Origin of the sequence: Xanthomonas arboricola pv. guizotiae, from assembly GCF_002940205.1 — a bacterium.
GTDB classification, from domain to species: Bacteria; Pseudomonadota; Gammaproteobacteria; order Xanthomonadales; family Xanthomonadaceae; genus Xanthomonas; species Xanthomonas arboricola_C.
The window spans coordinates 1-17032 of sequence record NZ_MDSK01000043.1; the positions used below are offsets into that span (position 1 = coordinate 1).

At 68.5% G+C, this 17032-nt stretch carries 11 protein-coding genes; 2 read left to right on the top strand and 9 right to left on the bottom strand.

What is annotated here, in order from left to right; genetic code table 11:
* Window positions 1–441 precede the first annotated feature (441 nt).
* Window positions 442–1617 carry a benzoate/H(+) symporter BenE family transporter gene (locus XarbCFBP7408_RS19350; protein ID WP_104564332.1) on the top strand — a complete coding sequence of 392 codons (1176 nt, stop codon included), beginning with the start codon at window positions 442–444 and terminating at the stop codon, window positions 1615–1617.
* 160 nt (window positions 1618–1777) lie between these two features.
* Here XarbCFBP7408_RS19350 and bphP read toward each other — a convergent pair whose 3' ends face one another.
* The 6 genes from bphP to XarbCFBP7408_RS19380 form a co-directional block, all read right to left on the bottom strand.
* The gene (bphP, locus tag XarbCFBP7408_RS19355) at window positions 1778–3679 is read right to left on the bottom strand and encodes a bacteriophytochrome BphP (RefSeq protein ID WP_104564333.1); all 1902 of its coding nucleotides are present in this window, start codon (window positions 3677–3679) and stop codon (window positions 1778–1780) included.
* Window positions 3676–4269, bottom strand: coding sequence for a biliverdin-producing heme oxygenase (locus XarbCFBP7408_RS19360; protein WP_104564334.1), 594 nt, complete (start codon window positions 4267–4269; stop codon window positions 3676–3678). Before XarbCFBP7408_RS19360 ends, bphP begins: the two co-directional genes overlap by 4 nt.
* A 99-nt stretch (window positions 4270–4368) precedes the next feature.
* Window positions 4369–5634, bottom strand: a complete 1266-nt coding sequence (locus XarbCFBP7408_RS19365) for a TCR/Tet family MFS transporter (RefSeq protein ID WP_104564335.1) — start codon at window positions 5632–5634, stop codon at window positions 4369–4371.
* Between the two features lie 220 nt (window positions 5635–5854).
* Window positions 5855–8017 carry a lytic murein transglycosylase gene (locus XarbCFBP7408_RS19370; RefSeq protein ID WP_104564336.1) on the bottom strand — a complete coding sequence of 721 codons (2163 nt, stop codon included), beginning with the start codon at window positions 8015–8017 and terminating at the stop codon, window positions 5855–5857.
* A 310-nt stretch (window positions 8018–8327) separates the two neighbouring features.
* On the bottom strand, window positions 8328–8534 hold the full coding sequence (locus XarbCFBP7408_RS19375) for a hypothetical protein (protein ID WP_104564337.1): 207 nt from the start codon (window positions 8532–8534) through the stop codon (window positions 8328–8330).
* A gap of 158 nt (window positions 8535–8692) precedes the next feature.
* Window positions 8693–9082 (bottom strand): YchJ family protein, encoded by a 390-nt coding sequence (locus XarbCFBP7408_RS19380; protein ID WP_104564338.1) that lies wholly within the window; start codon window positions 9080–9082, stop codon window positions 8693–8695.
* Between the two features lie 378 nt (window positions 9083–9460).
* Between XarbCFBP7408_RS19380 and XarbCFBP7408_RS19385 the strand changes: the two genes are divergently transcribed.
* Entirely contained in the window at window positions 9461–10330 is an 870-nt protein-coding gene (locus XarbCFBP7408_RS19385; RefSeq protein WP_104564339.1) for a sulfite exporter TauE/SafE family protein, read from the top strand.
* Here the strand turns inward: XarbCFBP7408_RS19385 and XarbCFBP7408_RS19390 are convergent.
* The 3 genes from XarbCFBP7408_RS19390 to XarbCFBP7408_RS19400 all read right to left on the bottom strand — a co-directional run bounded on the left by XarbCFBP7408_RS19390 (window position 10279) and on the right by XarbCFBP7408_RS19400 (window position 17029).
* A complete protein-coding gene (locus XarbCFBP7408_RS19390; protein ID WP_181106957.1) occupies window positions 10279–12339 on the bottom strand; it encodes a TonB-dependent siderophore receptor in 2061 nt (686 codons plus the stop codon). The genes XarbCFBP7408_RS19385 and XarbCFBP7408_RS19390 overlap by 52 nt on opposite strands.
* A 119-nt stretch (window positions 12340–12458) precedes the next feature.
* Complete coding sequence (locus XarbCFBP7408_RS19395; protein ID WP_104564341.1) at window positions 12459–13640, bottom strand: Wadjet anti-phage system protein JetD domain-containing protein; 1182 nt, start codon at window positions 13638–13640, stop codon at window positions 12459–12461.
* Window positions 13640–17029 (bottom strand): ATP-binding protein, encoded by a 3390-nt coding sequence (locus XarbCFBP7408_RS19400; RefSeq protein ID WP_104564342.1) that lies wholly within the window; start codon window positions 17027–17029, stop codon window positions 13640–13642. Before XarbCFBP7408_RS19400 ends, XarbCFBP7408_RS19395 begins: the two co-directional genes overlap by 1 nt.
* Window positions 17030–17032 lie beyond the last annotated feature (3 nt).

Genomic DNA, 17032 nt, shown 5'->3' on the forward strand with positions numbered 1-17032 from the left:
GGAAGTTGCCGCCGCTGCACTTCAATCCGCCGCAGCGTCTTTCCGTGTAGCTAGCCGCCCATCATAGCCGGCTTTTCCGTTTCGTCAACACCTTGTGATGTTTCCGACTCGCCCCGTCCGTTGTTGCGGTGCCTGGAGAAGCGCCGCCGTCCTGAGCGAGGCCGCGCAGTTTATCGAGACTGCGCAGAAGTGCAAGCACTTTTTGACACGGGCATGACACCGACGTCATTGCGCCAATGCGCGAGGCCTGATTTCAAGCGCTTTGCGGTGTATCGGGTCTGATCTCTCTAACAAAGTCATGGCAGCGTGTGTCCGCATTGCAGCGACGTCGTGCTTCCAGGCAGGACAACAAGAGCGTCGACAGAGAGCCGACCACGCAAGGTGCGCTATCGATCACCGGCGCGCTCGGTGAAAATGCATGCTCCTGATAGAGACCTCACGATGCCTCCCTCCCGCAGCCTGCTTCGCGATCTGTCCCTGCCTGCGATTGCCGCAGGCTTTGTCACCGTGTTGGTGGGCTTTGCCAGTTCTGCGGTGATCGTGTTCGAGGCGGCGCGTCACCTGGGCGCGGACCAAGCGCAGATCGCTTCATGGATGTGGGCGCTCGGCATCGGCATGGGCGTGACCTGCATCGGCCTGTCGCTGCGCTACCGGGTGCCGGTGGTGACGGCCTGGTCCACGCCGGGCGCGGCGATGTTGATCGGCAGTGCGGCCGGGGTGCCGTTGCGCGAGGCGGTCGGTGCGTTTGTGCTGGCGGCGGTGCTTGGCATGCTGGCCGGCTTCTCGGGGTTATTCGAGAAGGCGATCCGGCGCATTCCGATCTCGCTGGCCTCCGGCATGTTGGCCGGGGTGTTGTTGCGTTTCGGGCTGGACCTGTTCGTGGCGATGCAGAACCAGGTGTGGCTGGCGCTGGCGATGCTGGCGGCCTATCTGGCCGGGCGGCGCTGGTTTGCGCGCTATGCGGTGATCGCCACTTTGCTGGTCGGCGTGGCGATTGCGGCCGGCAGCGGGTTGATGCAGTGGAAGAGCGTGCAGCTTGAACTGGCCCAGCCGGTGCTGGTGGTGCCGTCGTTGTCGTGGGCGGCGTTGTTCGGGCTGGCGATTCCGTTGTTCGTGGTCACCATGGCCTCGCAGAACGTGCCGGGCGTGGCGGTGATCCGCGCTTCCGGCTATGCGGTGCCGATCTCGCCGACGATCGGCTGGATCGGGGTGGTCAATACGCTGCTGGCACCGTTCGGCGGCTATGCCTTGAACCTGGCGGCGATCACCGCGGCGATCTGCATGGGTCGCGAGGCGCACGAGGATCCGGCGCGGCGTTACACCGCTGCGGTGAGCGCGGGCGTGTTCTATGTGCTGATCGGCGTGTTCGGCGCGACCGTGGCGGCGGTGTTTGCCGCCTTCCCGCGCGAGCTGGTGATGGCCATCGCCGGGATCGCCTTGCTGGGCACGATCGGCAACAGCCTGGCGGCCGCCTTGCAGCAGGACAGCGAGCGCGAAGCAGCCTTGATCACCTTCCTGGTGACCGCATCGGGGCTGACGCTGGGCGGGATCGGCGCTTCGTTCTGGGGCCTGGTGGCCGGGACGATCACCTTGCTGGTATTGCGGCCGCGGGCTTAGCACGGCGATCAACACGACGGCGCGCACCGCCAGGCGGGCGCGGCCGGGGCGCGGACTCCTCGGCACTGCGGTGCTTCCGCGCCTTCCGCGCCCACCTGGCGACTGCGCGCCACGATTTGGCTGCCACTCCTAGCTGCGGCAGCCCGACCGTTGTCGGCGCCTATTCGGGGTCGCGTAGCTGCAGCAGCCAGTGGGCGGTGACGCCATTGGGGCTGGGCAGCGGCTCGAGATGGAACTGGCGGTACACCGGTGCGCTGTCCTGCGAGCGCAGCGGCAGGGTGACGTAGGCGGGGCGCCCTTGCCGCAACGCGTCTTCGAGCAGTTCGACCTTGGGCGCGGCGGCGTCGCTGGCCAGCAGGGACAGGATGTCGCAACCGATCAGGTCGGCCACTTCGGTCTGGCTGAGCTCTGCGAAGGCCGGGTTGACGAACATCAGCCGGTGCGCGTCCGTGGCGCCGCGTTCGATGATGGCCACACCGTCGCGCAGCCGCGAGAGCGAGGCTTCGAGCAAGGTGAAATCCTGCTGGAAGCGCTTGCGCTCCATCAGTTCGATCAGCACGCGCAGGCTGCGCGCCGATTCCAGGTGCAGCGGCGACCAGCGCCGCGCGCGACCACGCACGGTTTCCTGCCAGAGGTCGAAGCTCTTGCGTGGCGACAAGCGTGAGTTGGGGATGTCCGCCAGTTTGGCCAGCTGCGGATTGCCGGCCCATTTGACCTGCTGCACCTGTTCGCGGCGGGTCCACAGCAAGGCGCTGCGCGACTGCGGCATCAGCGGCACGAAAATGAAACCGGCCGCCAGCGGGGCGAGGTCGGCCAGCTCGGGGAACACCTCGCCGATCGCATCCACATGCAGGGCGCCGACCGCGTCTTCGCGCAGGGCATCGTGGTGTTCGGATTCGATGTGGTCGCGGATGCGGCGCAGCGCGGCCGCATCCGGCGTGCTGCCATGCCGGCTGATCTCGCCGCCGTGAAAGATCGCCACGCCGTCGGCGTCGACCACGTCCATCAGGTCCGGCGCCATGTCGGCGAGCATTTCCACGGTCATCTGGTCGGCATCGTTGAAGTCGGTGATCAACTTCTCGCGCACGGTGAGCAGCACCGATTCCATGTGCGCACGCGCCACCGCCTGCAACCCGCCGATGCGCCCGGCCAGCGCACGGGTCACCGCATCGGTGGCGTCGCGCATGGCGTGGCTGGTGAAATGCGGGCTGTAGTGGTGGCAGGAGATCAGCCCCCACAGCGCATCGTTGACGACGATCGAGGACACCAGCGTGGCGGTCACGCCCATGTTGGCCAGGTATTCCAGATGCACCGGCGAGACGCTGCGCAGGCTGACATCGCTCAGGTCCACCGGGGTGCCCAGACGCGGATGCAGCGTGGGTTCGATCGCCGACGCCCGATAGCCGACATCGGCGATCTGGCGGACGCGGTTGCGCAGGTACAGCGCGCGCGCCTGGGCCGGGATGTCGGTGGCCGGGTAATGCAGGCCCAGATAGGCATCCAGCTCGGGCTGGCGCGCTTCTGCGATGACGTCGCCATTCCACTCTTCATCGAAGCGATACACCATCACCCGATCGAAGCCGATCATGCTGCGCAGCCCCTTGGCGGCGCGCACGGCGGCTTCGGCGATGCCGGGATCGCGCTCGATGCTGCGCAGCAGCGGCAGCGCTTCGCGCAGGGTGACGTCCATCAGGCGCGCGTCGCGCGGCTCGATTTCCACCAGCCACTGCTCCGGATACAGATGCCAGGCGGCTACCCAGGGGTGGTCGGTGGGTGCTGCACGCAGGGGAAAGCGCACGTCGGCATGCAGCAGGTGCTGCGCCTGGTCCTCCACCGCGAACGGCTGCTCGCCGGGCAGTTCCAGCGCTTGCGTGTAGACCATGCCCAGCAGCTCGGCCAGCGGCACGCCGAGCAGGTCGGCGGCGGTGGTGCTGGCCTGCACGATGCGGCCGTCGGCCGGCTCGATCACCAGCAGCACGCCGTACGGCTGGATCAGGCCGGGAATATGGATCGGCTCACGCGCACAGACATCCATATCCAGGGGTTCGGTGGACTGATTCACGCGCGCGGCTCCGCTGCAAGACAGGTGTGGAAGTGGGCAAACATGCGCTGCGCACCGTCGATGGCGGACGCGCGCGCGGAAGAGGTGTCCAGGCATTGGTCGAGCACGGCCTGGAAACGGCGCCAGCCGGCCGGATCGTCGTTGGCCAGTTCGAAATAGCGCAAGGCATCAGCCAGTGCGGGCTGCTGCTTGCGCAAGGTGCGCGCGATCATCCGCCCGCCCAGTTGCGATCCTTCGATGACGTAGAGCATGCCCCAGCGCGCGGCATCTCGGCCGGCGGCCGGCGCTGCGATGGCTGTCTGCGGTTGCTGACCGAGCGTGTGCAGGTCCTGGCACAGGGCCGGGACGCGGCGGCGGTACTGCCAGCCGGTGCCGATCAGGGTGTCGAGCCAGTCGCTCAGGTGCGCCTCGAAACCGGCCAGCAGGGCATGGTGCCGGCGCAGGATCAGCGCGTAGGCCGCGCGATCGACCCGCCCCTGCCCCAGTGCCTGCATCAGCGGAACCGTTTCGACCAGGCGGTGGGTGTCCTGCGTGGCATGGCGCAGCGCGAGCGCGGCCGAAGGCGGAACAGCCAGGGTGTCAGGACACATAGGGAGCGAAGGCGGTGCCGCAGCACGGAGTGCATCAGCCTAGCAGTGACTGCGCGAATCGGATAAAGCGGGCGCGAGCACAAACTGAATAGGTTGGCATCACCCCTGTGCTGCGGGGGCCACGACGGCCCCCCGCCCTGCCCGGCGCCAGGCCATGACCCAGCCTGCGGCCAGCAGGACACCCGCCAGCAACCAGGGTGCGCCGGGCAGGTGCAGCGGTGCGCCACGGCCGATGAACCAGGCGAACACGTTGGCAAACAGCAGCGGACCGGCGATGCCGGCCAGACTGACCAGGCTGGTCAGCGCGCCCTGCACGCGGCCCTGCGCATCGGCGCCGACCTCGCGGGTGATCAGGGCCTGCGCGGCCGGGGCGGCGATCGCCCAGAACGCGCTGATCGGCACGCCGATCAGGAACGCGGTACCGCTGTCGGCCAGCCCGTAGATGACGAAACCGACCACCCCGCAGCCCAGGCCCAGCAGCAGCGCACGGCGTTCGCCCAGCCAGCGCACCAGCCGGCCGACCAGCAGCGCATTGACGATGATGCTGCACACGCCGACGCCGGCCAGCACCCAGCTCACTTCGCGCGGGCCCCAGTGGTATTGGTAGCCGGCGAACAGCACGAAGATGCTGGGGTAGACGTAGTGCGCCAGGTTGGCCAGAAACACCACCGAGGCCAGGCCGAACACCTGCGGATACCGGCGCAGCAGCTTGAGCGCGCCGAGCGGATTGGCATGCGACCAGTCCAGCCGCGCGCTGCGGCGTTCGGCGGGTAGCGACTCGGGCAGCACGAACCAGCCATACAGCACGTTCAACAGCGCCAGCGCGGCGGCAAACCAGAACGGCCAGCGCAGGCCGATGCTGCCCAGCCAGCCGCCGATCAGCGGGCCGGCGACAAAGCCAATGCCGAACGCGGCGCCAAGCATGCCGAACGCGCCGGCGCGTTTGTCGGCCGGGGTGACATCGGCGATGTAGGCATTGGCGGTGGAGAAGCTGGCCGAGCACACCCCGGAAATCACCCGCGCCAGCAGCAGCATCGGCAGGGAATGGGCGACCGCCATCAGGATGAAATCCAGGCCCAGACCGAGGCAGGAAAGCAGGATCACCGGGCGGCGGCCGTAGCGGTCGGACAAGGTGCCCTGCAGCGGCGAGCAGACGAACTGGATGGCGGCGAACAAAAAGCCGAACCAGCCGATCCAGCCGGCGGCCACCACGTAGTCGCCGCCGGTGAAGTGCCGCACCAGATCCGGCAGCACCGGAATGATCACGCCGAACGACAGCACGTCGATCAGCACGGTGATGAAGATGAAGATCAGCGCGGCGCGGCGCCGGCCCGTGGCGGGAGCGGAAGCTGGAGGGAGAGACATCGCGCGGCGCAGTGGGGCGAAGCGGCGAGTGTAGCGAGGGAAGCACTTGGTCGGTGGGTCTGGGCAAGGGAAGCCCTGGTGGTTGGCCAGCTGCACGGGCGGACGCACCCTCATCCGCCCTTCGGGCACCTTCTCCCGGTGGGAGAAGGGAGTCATGCTGCTTCTTTACGGTTTTGGAAAGCAGTGCAGGCTCCGCGCGAGCCTGGGGTGATTCTTGCGCTTACTCGACGCTGATGGTCTGGGTCAGGGTGTGGCTGGCGCCGGGGGCGAGTTCGATCACGTCCGGGCCGGCGTTGGCCGCTTCCAGGCAGACATAATGGCGCCAGCCCTCGCCCACGTCGGCCATGTTCTGGCCGGCGTCTTCGCCCGGATTCCAGGCCACCAGCGAGCGGCTGCCTTCGGTGGCGATGACGATGCGGCGGCCGAGCACCGGGTCGGTGAGCGTGTAGCGGCCGCCGGCGTTGGTGTAGATGCGGTCGCTGCGGCCGGGGTCGCGCGGGTCGCGCAGGCTCCAGTCGCCCTGCTGGCGGCGGACGGTGGCGTAGTTCTCGTACTTGTCGAGGTAGTCCAGCCCGTCCAGGCCCTGCACGCTGACGGTGAGCGCGTCGCCGACGCGGAAGTAGTTGTGCAGCGCCTGGGTGAAGCGCACCGGGGCCGGGCTGGTGTTTTCGGTGATCAGGCTTTGTTCGAGGGTGCGGCCGATGCGCAGGGTCATGCGCAGGCGCAGCGCCAGGTCGTCGAAGCTGGGCGGGGTCAGCGTGAGCACCAGGGTGCCGTCGTCCTCGCGCCGGCTCTCGGTGAGCTGCCAGGGCACGGTGCGCACGAAGCCGTGCGCGGGGACCTCGCCGGTCTGGTCCTGGCGGCCGAAGTACGGCCAGCACACCGGCGCGCCGCCACGGATCGGGGTGGGCGGCTGCTTGGCGGTGGGCGACAGCCACATCACGTCCTGCCCGCCCTTGGGCACGAACGACAGCAGCTGGCCGCCGAACAGGCTGATGGCGGCGGTGGAGAACGGGGTGTCGATCAACAGCGAGGGAAAGCCGTGGAAGTCGCCTGTGCGCAGGCCGGTGAGGTCGGACATGGGGGGTGCCTTGTGGACGATGGGGGATTGGACGAATGCGGGATAGGCGGCCGGCAGCTTGAACGCCGTGGCGCGGATGGCCGCCGCGCCGGCGACCGGCGGCGCGGCGCGCAGGGCGGTGAGGATGCGTTGGCCGGGGCGGCCGTCGGCCGGCTGCAGGCCCAGGCGGGTCTGCTCGACCTGGATGGCGCGCCGGCTGGCGGTGCCGATCACGCCGTCGGCCTCGCCGATCAGGTGGCCGCGGGCCAGCAGCAGTTGCTGCAGTTCGCGCCGTTCGGGCCGGCCCAGGCCGGGGTCGTCGGTGGGCCAGGCAGCGGCCAGGCCGGGGCCGCCGCGCAGGCGGTCGGCGAGCAGGGCGATCGACAGCGCGTAGCTTTCGGCGGCGTTGTAGGCGTAGATCGCGTCGTAGTTGCGGAACACCAGGAATGCCGGGCCGGTCGCGCCGGCCGGCAGCAGCAGGGCGGCCGGGGTTTCGGCGGGCAGGCCGGCCGGCGCCAGCGCCTTGCCGTCGGTGCCGAGCAGGCCGGCGGTTTGCCAGGCCTGCAGCGGTTGGCGCCGGGTGCGGCCGGCCTTGCTGGCATCGAAGCCGGCGGGCAGGCGGACTTCCATGCCCCAGGGACGGGCGCGCTCCCAGCCGGCCTTGACCAGATAGTTGGCGGTGGAGGCCAGCGCGTCGGGAATGCTGGCGACCAGGTCGCGGCGGCCGTCGCCGTCGCCATCCACCGCGATGCGGGCATAGGTCGAGGGCATGAACTGGGTCTGCCCGAAGGCGCCGGCCCAGGAGCCAGTGAGCCCATCGGCAGAGAGATCGCCCTGCTGCAACAGGCTGAGCAAAGCGAGCAATTCGCCGCGAAAGAACGGCTGACGGCGGCCCGCGCACGACAGCGTGGCCAGCGAGACCAGCAGCGGGCGCTTGCCGGTGACGCGGCCGTAGTCGCTCTCCACACCCCAGACCGCCACGATGGTGGCCGGATCGACCCCGGTCTGTTCGGACAGGCGCGCAAGCAAGGCGCGGTGGGTGGCCAGCGTGGCCTGGCCGTCGGCGACGCGCTGGCTGTCGACCAGGCTGGCGAGGTAGTCCCAGATCGGGGTGGTGAACTCGGGCTGGGCATCGAGCAGCGGCAATACGCTGGGATCGGGCGCCAGGCCGGCGGTGAAGCGCTGGAAGTCGGCGGCCCCCACGCCCTTGGCGGCGGCCTGGGTCTGCAGGCCGGCCAGGCAGCGGTCGAAGGCCGGATCGGCGCAGGCGAGCAGCGGCGCCAGCGCCAACAGCGCAGGCAGGACGCGCCGGGTCGGCGTCACGGCGCGATCGCCGGCGTGTGGACGGAGGTCATGCGGTGGAGCGCTCCTGCGACAGGTCGAGCCGCCGAGGATAGCCAACCGGGCTGGTTGCAGGCGTGCAGGTGGTGAGGTTGCGACGGCAGCGTGCGCTGTGCTGGTCGGCGGCCCAATGCTGGGTGCCTGTCCGCTGCGCACGCTGTTCAGGGCGGTGGGCATGGCGCGCAGGCCATATGGCGCCTGTCGGAGGATGAGGTTGCGTGCCGATGCCGGGGCCGCGACCTGGCTCGTCGGGCGATACCGCCGCGCACACCGGCCACGTCGGCCCTTGCGCTCAGCTGCCGTCGCCGGTGATGCCGGTCAGCAGCGACAATGCCGGGCTGGAGGGGCTGGTGTCGGACACACGACGGGCGCGGGCCCTGCGCGGGGCATCGTGGCGAGGGCCGAACCAGATCATTGCCGTGGCCAGGCACGCCGGCAGCACGATCGCGAACACCACGATGGCCACAAGCACCCACTGCCAGAGATTGAAGGTTGCCATGATCGTGTTCGCCCTGCGGCGAGCTCCGCCGACGCGGCAAGCTTCCGGGATCGGCTGCGAACGTGGCGTCGAGAAACCGGGCCGGCCGGTGCCGGCCGTCGGGCTGAACGGCTTCATGGTGGGCGTGACCGCCGATCTCGCTCCGGCCTGGACCCGGCTCAGCGCGCGTCGAGGTAATACCAGTGGCCGTCTTCGCGCACGAAGCGGCTGTGTTCGGTCATGCGCACTGCGCTGCCGCCACCGATGCGATAGCGCGCCAGAAAGACCACCTCGGCGGTGTCGGGGCCGGTGTCGATGGCGCGCTGCACGGTCAGGCCGAGCCAGGTGGTGCGGCCGCCTTCGTCCAGCGACAGCTCGGCCGGGCGCGTGGACGGATGCCAGCTGGACAACAGGTACGCGACATCGCGACGCACGTAGGCGCTGTAACGCGCGCGCATCAGCGTCTCGGCATCGGGCGCGGCGGCGCCGGCGTGGTACGGGCCGCAACAACGTGGGTAATCGGCAGGGCGGCCGCAGGGACAGGGATCGGTGGGTGTGGAGGTCGGCATGCGGGGATTGTGCGGGATGTGATTGGGGATTGGGGAATGCGGACGTGTACGCGTTGTTGAAGAGTTGCGGGAGGTTGAGTGATTGATTGACGCGGTGATTTGCAAGAACGCTGTCCTGCAAGCGGCTTGAGGCTTTGGTTAGAAGAATGCTTCTTGCAGGGTTTGAGGCGACCGATAACAGCCTGTTGCCATCGGACGGCACGCGGGCTTCGCCCCGTACCCTCACCCCAACCCCTCTCCCGATGGGAGAGGGGCTTGCTGTCGCGGTGGTGGGGCTCTGACTCTGTAGGCGTGCCACTTTCCTACTGTGCGAGTGCGCTGCACGCGGCAATGCCTCCCTGCATCTATGCATCTATGCGGCTATGCGGCTATGCGGCTATGCGGCAGCTATGCTGTCGCCCCGTCGTGCGGAGCGCCGCCTTGCTGGAACTGATTCCCACCGAATTGCCGTGGCTGCTGTGCATTGCGTTCATCGCCGGGCTGGTGGATGCAGCGGTGGGCGGCGGTGGCCTGATCCAGTTGCCGGGCTTGTTTGCGACGCTGCCACAGCAGGCGCCGTCGCTGATTCTGGGCACCAACAAGTTCAGCGCGATGTTCGGCACCGGTGCGTCGGCGTGGCGTTATGCGCGCACCGTGCGCTTTCCGTGGCGGCCGGTGCTGTATGCGACGGGGGCGGCGTTTACGTTTTCGTTCCTGGGCGCCACTGCCGTCAGCCTGATGCCCAGGCAGGCGGTGCGGCCGTTGATCCTGGTGCTGCTGATCGCGATGCTGGTCTACACGCTGATCAAGAAGGACTTCGGTGCGCTGCATCGCCCCCGCCAGATCGGCCGGCGCGAATTGATCGCCGCCTTGGCGATGGGCGCGGCGATCGGGTTTTACGACGGGTTCTTCGGCCCCGGTACCGGCAGTTTCCTGATCTTCCTGTTCATCCGCTTTTTCGGGCTGGATTTCCTGCGCGCCTCGGCCGCGGCCAAGGTGGTGAACCTGGCCACCAACCTGGCGGCGCTGTCGTTGTTCCTGCCCAGCGGGCAGGTGATGCTGGCGATCGGCATTCCGATGGCGGTGGCGAACGTGGCCGGCGCAGTGGCCGGCACGCGGATGGCGCTACGCGGTGGCACGCGGTTGATCCGCACATTGTTTCTGGTGCTGGTGATCGTGCTGATCGGCAAGATGGGCTGGGATCTGCTGCACGGCGTTCAGAAATCCATGCTCAACGTCGCCGACAAGGTGCGTGGCGCGCCGGGATAGTTGGTGGTCTGCGTCACCGGTTGCTCGATGTAGAACCGGTTGGCGACATTGCGCAGCAGCAGCGCCAGCTGATAACGCCCGCCGAAGCGGTACGCCGCCGATGCATCCAAGCGCGTGTAGCCGGCAATGCGGTAGCTGTTGGCAAGATCTCCCTCGCGCTCGCCCACATGCACCGCGCCTGCCCCCAAGGTCAGGCCGTACAGCGGGCCGCTGGCGACGTGATAGGTGCTCCACAGACTGGCGCTGACGCGCGGTACGCCGCGCAGGCGGTTGCCGACCGGGGTGACGGTGTCGCGGGTGACCTGCGCATCCAGATAGCCGGCGCCCAGGATCAGCCGCCAGTTCTGGGTGAGCTCGCCGGTGATGTCCAGCTCCAGCCCGCGCACGCGTTGCTGGCCGGTGACCAGCACGAAACCGCTGTTGTCCGGATCGCTGGTGGCGACGTTGTCCTTGGTGATCTGGAACGCGGCGGCGGTGGCAAGCACGCGGTTGTCGAACAGCGCGCTCTTCAGGCCGAGCTCGTACTGGCGGCCGGTCTCCGGTGGTGCGCTACCGCCGACAAACACATTCGCGCTGCGTGGCCGGAACGAGGTGGAGGTGTTGGCGTACAGCGACAGCTGCGGTGCGGCCTTCCACACCACGCCGATGCGCGGCGATGCGCGCCGGCCGTCTTCGCGGGTGCGCGCACCGTTGTCGACGGTGGTCTGTTGCACGTCGTCCCAGCGTACGCCGGCCAGCACGTCCCAACGCTCGCCGATGCTGATCTGGTCCTGCACATACAGCGCGGCATAACGCGCATCGACATCGATGTCGCGGGCCGGCACATAGCTGCCTGGCCGCGCACCCTGCACCGGGTTGGTTACGCTGATGCGCGCCAGCGGCGCGCGCGCTTCGTCGGTGTGGCGCTGCGCATCGACGTACTCGGCGCCGGCCAGCAGCTGATGGCGCAGCGGGCCGGTGCCGAAACGTGCCAACGCTTCGGTCTGCGCGGTGGTGGCGCGCACCTGCTGGTCCTGGCGCACGGCGCGGCGTTGCAGGAAGGCGCGGTCGGCGCTGAAGCCGGTGAAGTCGGCCACGTCGCGGCCGCTGTCGCCGTCCTGGTGATTGAGGATCTGGCGCAGCGTCAGCCAGTGGTTGGCGTCGACTTCGATGCGGCCGCGTGCGGTGCGCGAGCTGCCGTGATTGCGCGACCACGGCTCGCCGAAGCTGCGCTGCGCCGGGCCACGCACCACCCCGTCGATGGCGACCAGCCCGCGATCGCCGGGGCTGGTCTGGCGGGTGTATTCGACATCCAGATCGGCGCGCAGCTGCGCATTCGGCCGCCACGCCAGCGATGGCGAGACGAACACGCGGTCGCCATCGGCCTGCGCGTCGCGAAATGTACCGGTTTGCTGGGCGGCGGCGCTGATGCGCGCAGATACCGTCGGGCTCAGCGCGCCGGTGACGGTCGCTTGCACGCGGCGCAGGCCGTGTTCGGCCGCCTGCAGCGAGGCGTTACCACCGAACACCGCATCCGGCCGCAAGCTCACCAGATTGATCACCCCGCCAGGCTCGCCGCGTCCGTACAGCACCGCGGCCGGGCCCTTGAGCACTTCCACCTGGGCGATATTGGCCAGGTCGCGCACGGTCTCGGTGAAGTTCTGCGCCGGATTGAGCAGGATGCCGTCGACCGCATACGAGGAGGCTTCGAAGCCGCGGATGACGAAGGTTTCCGAGCGATTGCCCTGGGTGCCGCCGGGCTGCACGTTGGAGACATTGGCCACCACATCCACCAGCCGGGTGAGCTGTTGCTCGTCGATCACCGAGCGCGGCACCACCTGGATCGCCTGCGGAATGCGCTCCACCGGCGTCTGCGTGCGGGTGGCGCCGGCGGCTTTTTCCGGCCGGTACAGGGCGCGCTTTTCGCTGACCACGATGGCGTCGAGCAGGCTGGCCTCCTGGGCGGCGGCCGGTACGGCGGCAAACAGGGACACGAACAACAGGTGGCGAGGCGCAGGCAGTGGGGTCATCGGGATCTTCAGCGGGAGGATGCGCGCACTGGCGGGCACATCCGGGCCACTAATGATAACGATTCTTATCTGCGCACGCAGGCTGTCCCGCCCGCCATCGCGCAGCGGCCCGCAAGCGCTCAGTCGGCCATGGCGGCCTGGACGCGCGGCCAGGCATAGTCCCAGGCGATACGCTCCTGCTCCAGACGAGGGGACGGGCCGAACCGGCCATCACGCAGTGCGGTGTACAGGCGCTGTTCGTCGTCGCTGAGCGCATCCAGGCGCTGTGCGCGATGCTGTTTGCGTTCGCTTCCCCACAGCGCGCGCGGGGTGGCATGCAAGGTGGCCTGGTCCATCAATAGCGCAATGGTCTGCGGCGCATGCGTGCGCAGGCGGTGCAGGATCGCCAGGCCGTGGGTGTCGATATCGCCCCAGTAATACAGCGGCAATGCGCTCAGCCAGTCGATGCTGCGCACGTACTCGATGGCGTAACCGCGCGCCATCAGCATCAGCGTTCCCGGCAGCGGCTCGCAGGCCAGGCCGGTCTCGCGGTTCTCGACGATCAATACGCGGCGCGCCGGCAAGCGCAGCGCGGCGACCTGCGCGATCGGTGCGGTGATGTCTTCCAACCCACCCAGGTGCTGGCACAGCGCAGGATCGAGCAAGCGCAGGCGCACCCGATCCGGCGCAGCGCGTAGACCCGACAGGCTGGCGAAGCTGCGCGGCTCGGCGATGCCGCGCAGGCCGGCCAGCCAGTCGGCGATCACCCCGCGGTGCGGTTCGATCCACTTGCTGTCGATCCCGGCGATCGGCAATTGGCGCAGGAACAACCCGCTGGCACGATGCCGGTGCAGCCAGTCGACCACCGCCACCAAGCGCGAAAAATCCTCCTCCTGCCAGTCGGCCAGCAGATCGAATTGACGCCGTAGCCGCGCCGCCAGGGCGACCGCCTGCGGCCAACGCGCCTGGAGTGCCGCAGCCCGCTGGCTGGCGCGCTGCCAGCGCTCGGCCTCACCGAGCGCGGCAGCGGCCTGGGTCGCATCGTCCAGCACCCAGGCGTGCGGCAGACGCTGCGAGCCGAGTTGCGTCCAGGCTACTTCGCGCACGTCCACCCGGCCCGGCAGCTCCGTGCGGTTCCAGCTCTGCAGCCAATGGCCGAAGGCATCGAAGCGTGCAATGGCCTGCGCCTGGTTCGGCGCCCGCAGCGAAATGGGGTGCGGGACGCCCTCGCCGATCAACCATTTCCCGCGGTTGCGCTGCCATTGCCCGCGCAAGGTCTGCAGCGCGGCGGCAGGCAACAGCATGGGCGAGGCGGCGGCCATCAGTCTGCGGTTGCGGTGGACGGTTCGGCCAGCGCACTGCGGCTGCGCTCGGGCAGCTTGAGCCGGCGCGACTGTTCGTCGTATTCGATCAGCAAGATGCCCGAGTCGTGCCGCCCGCTGATCTCCACAAAGCACGCACCGCCGATGAACGGCTCCAGCGTCATCACCGATTTCAACGGCGTGGCCACCACCATCTGGAAGCCGAAGTTCTCGAAGATGTTCATCGCCAGCGCGGTGAATTCGTTGTCGGCCTTGTCGAAGGCTTCGTCCAGCACCACGGCGCAGTAGCGCGGCAGCTCGCCGTCTTCGCCGCCGAGCTGATAGCGCAACGCAGCGGCTAGGCAGGTAGTTGCCAGTTTCTGGCGCTGGCCGCCGGATTTGCCGGCACCGCTGCGGTAGATCTCGACCTGCTGGCGCGTGGCTGCGTCCAGTTCGACGCCGACGAATTCCACATGCAGGCGCACGTCCAGCACCAGCTCGCGCCAGCGCTTGTCTTCGCCCTCCTGCGAGCCCAGCTTGCGCACCAGTTCGCGCAGCACTGCGAATTGTTGTTCGGCCAGCTCGCGCTGTTCGGTCTGGTGATGGCCGAGCACATCGCGCAGGCGTTGATGGAACTCGATCACTTCCGGCAAACGGCGATCACTGAGTTCGATGGTGAGCAAGGTGCCGTGGTTGAACGGCACCTGTTCCAGGCTGGCGTTGACCTCGTCCAGACGCTGGGCGATCGACTTGCGCGCTTCGGCGGTGTGGCGCTGCAAGGCGAGCAGGTTGTTCTTGCTCTGGCTTTGCAGCAGGTCGAAAAAGCGCGCCTCGTGCTGCGGCAGGCCATCGCGTTCCAGCCGCTGCAGGCGGGCGAGAAAATCGTCGGCGCCTTCCAGCGTCGGACTCAGATCGCCGCTGTCTTCGGGCCACTGCTGGAAGTAGCGGCGGAAACATCCGATCAAGGCCTGCTGCAGGCGAGTCAGCTCGTCCTTGCTGACACCAAGCTGGGCATCCAGACCACGCTCCACGGTGCGGAAGCGATCCTGCAGGTTATCCAGACTCAACTCGCCCAGGCCGAGCAAGCGCTCGGACAGGCCCTGCTGCTGCAACGGCGTGACCACGCGCGCGTGCGCATCGGCGCATTCCAGATGCTGTTTTTCCAGCCGGGTACGTTCGGCGCCCAGCGTGATCCGCTCGGTGCGCACGCCCTCATAGGTGCGCGTGGCCTGGACGATGTCGGCACGTGTACGGTCGATCGCCTCGCCCAGCGCGCGCAGGTTGGCGTCGCCTTGGCGCAGTTGCTGCAAGGTCTGGGCGATCTGGCCCAGGCGCTGCAGCGCGGCGGCCACATCGATTTCATCCCAGCCCAGGTTGGCCAGGGTGTTGCGGGCCAGGCGCTGCTGCCCATCGCGTTCGCGTTGTGCGCGCAGTGCGGCGACGTCGGCATCGCAGGCGGCGATGCGTTGTGCCAGCGCCTGGCCTTCGCGCTCGTACAAGGCCAGCTTGTCGCGGTTGTTGAAGCCCAGCAGCCAGCGGCGACGGTCGCCCACTGCGTGGCGGTCGTCCTTTTCGTAACGCTCACCCGGATGCTTGACCTGGCCTTCGCGGGTGATCGCGCGTTCGGCATGGCGCAGGGCCTTGGCGCTGTCCACGCAGTCGTAATCGAAGCGCTTGCCCAGCTCGCGCCGCAGCCAGCCGGCAAACGGATGATCACGCAGTTCCAGCTTGTGCAACAGCGAGGCGCTGCCGGGTTCGCGGCCGCCCAGTGCCTGCTCGTTGTGACGCACCCGGTAATAGACCAGGCGCGTGCCGAGCTGGGTGCGATTGACCCAGTCGGCGACCTCGGCGTAATGCCGTTCGTCCACCAGCAACGATTGCGCAAAGCCGTGCAGCACGCGCTCGATGGCCCCGCGCCAGGCGGAGGCTTCCTCGCGCACCTGGATCAGTTCGCCAACGAACGGCAGCGCCGCCTCCGGCACGCCGGTGTCGGCGCTCATGCGCGCGCGCAGGCTCTGCATCGGCGCGGGAATATTGGAGGGGTTGCGCGTCAACGCCTCGATTTCGGCACGCACCTCGGCAAAGCGCTTGCGGTCTTCGTGCTTGCCGGCCAGGCGCTCGCTGATTTTCTCATCGAGCTCGGCGGCGGCACGCTGTCCGTCTTCCAGGGCCGCGCGCGCCTGCGCGACCTGCCCGGCAAAGCCTTGCGCACTGTCGGCCAGGGCCTGCTCCAGGGCACGGCAGGCCTGCTCGGCCTGGGCCCGCTTGGCCGCGCGGCGGTCGCGCTCGGCCTGCAGCTGGGTCTGTTCGCGTTCCAGCGCATCGATGCGCTCGCCACCTTGCGCGCGTCTTTGCGCTTCCAGGTCCTCCAGATGACGGCTGTGGTTGTCCAAGGCGGCGCGGCGCTGACCTTCTTCGCCGGCAAGGCCGCGGTCTTGCACGTCCAGTTCCTGCAGGCGCGCGTCCAGCAAGGCGAGCCGGCGCTGCTCGCGGTAGGCATCGATGCCGAGCTTGAGTTCTTCCAGCTCGCTGCGCTGGCGGCGCAGTTGCATGAGCTCGGCATGATGCGCGCGCGCAGGCAGCAAGGTCTCCACCTGGCGCCGCGCCGTCACCACCGCGTGGTGAGCGCCGTCGAGTTCGGCGAAGTCGCCCACCAGGCGCTCGGCCGCATCGAACGTCTTGGGTTCTTCCAGCATGAAGCCGCGCAGGAAGGCGTTGAGATCGCCCAGATTCTTGGCCGATTGGGTCTTGTGCAGCAGCCGCAACGCCATCTCGTTGCCGATGCCCAGCTGGTGGCGGAAGCGTTCGGCGTAGCCGGCAAAGCTGTCGAAGTGATGCACATCGTGCAGCCGCTGCTTGAGCTTGCGCCGATCCAGATCAAAGCCGGCCAGGTCCTGCGCAACGTCGAAGGCGCGCTCGGCCACCATGTAGTGTTTTTGCACGTCAGCGGTGGCTGCGCTGTTGCCGGCAATCCAGAACAGCCGCACCAGGCTGATCACGCGGTCCTCGCCGTTGCGGTATTCCAGCACCAGCGCGGTCCAGGTGGCGCCCTTGCGCAGGTATTGCGTTGCGATTTCGCCAGAGGCGCTGTCCTGCTGGTCGGCCCAGGCGCCACGCACGTAGGACACCAGGTTGCGATCGCGGCCGCTGCGTTCGGCCTCGCGCGCGGCAGCGTTGAAGTCGACGATGCTGGGCGGGGTGAGCAGTGCCGACATCGCATCGAGCAGCGTCGATTTGCCCGAGCCGGAACGGCCGACGAACAGGAAGCCGCGTTCGGCGATCGGCACCTCGGTCAATCCGGAGAACGTGCCCCAGTTATGCACCTGCAGGCGACGCATGCGGAACTGCTGCAGGCGCGCGTCGGGCAGATCGTTGGCGAACAGGCTGGAAGGCGCGGCAGGGGAGGTCATCGG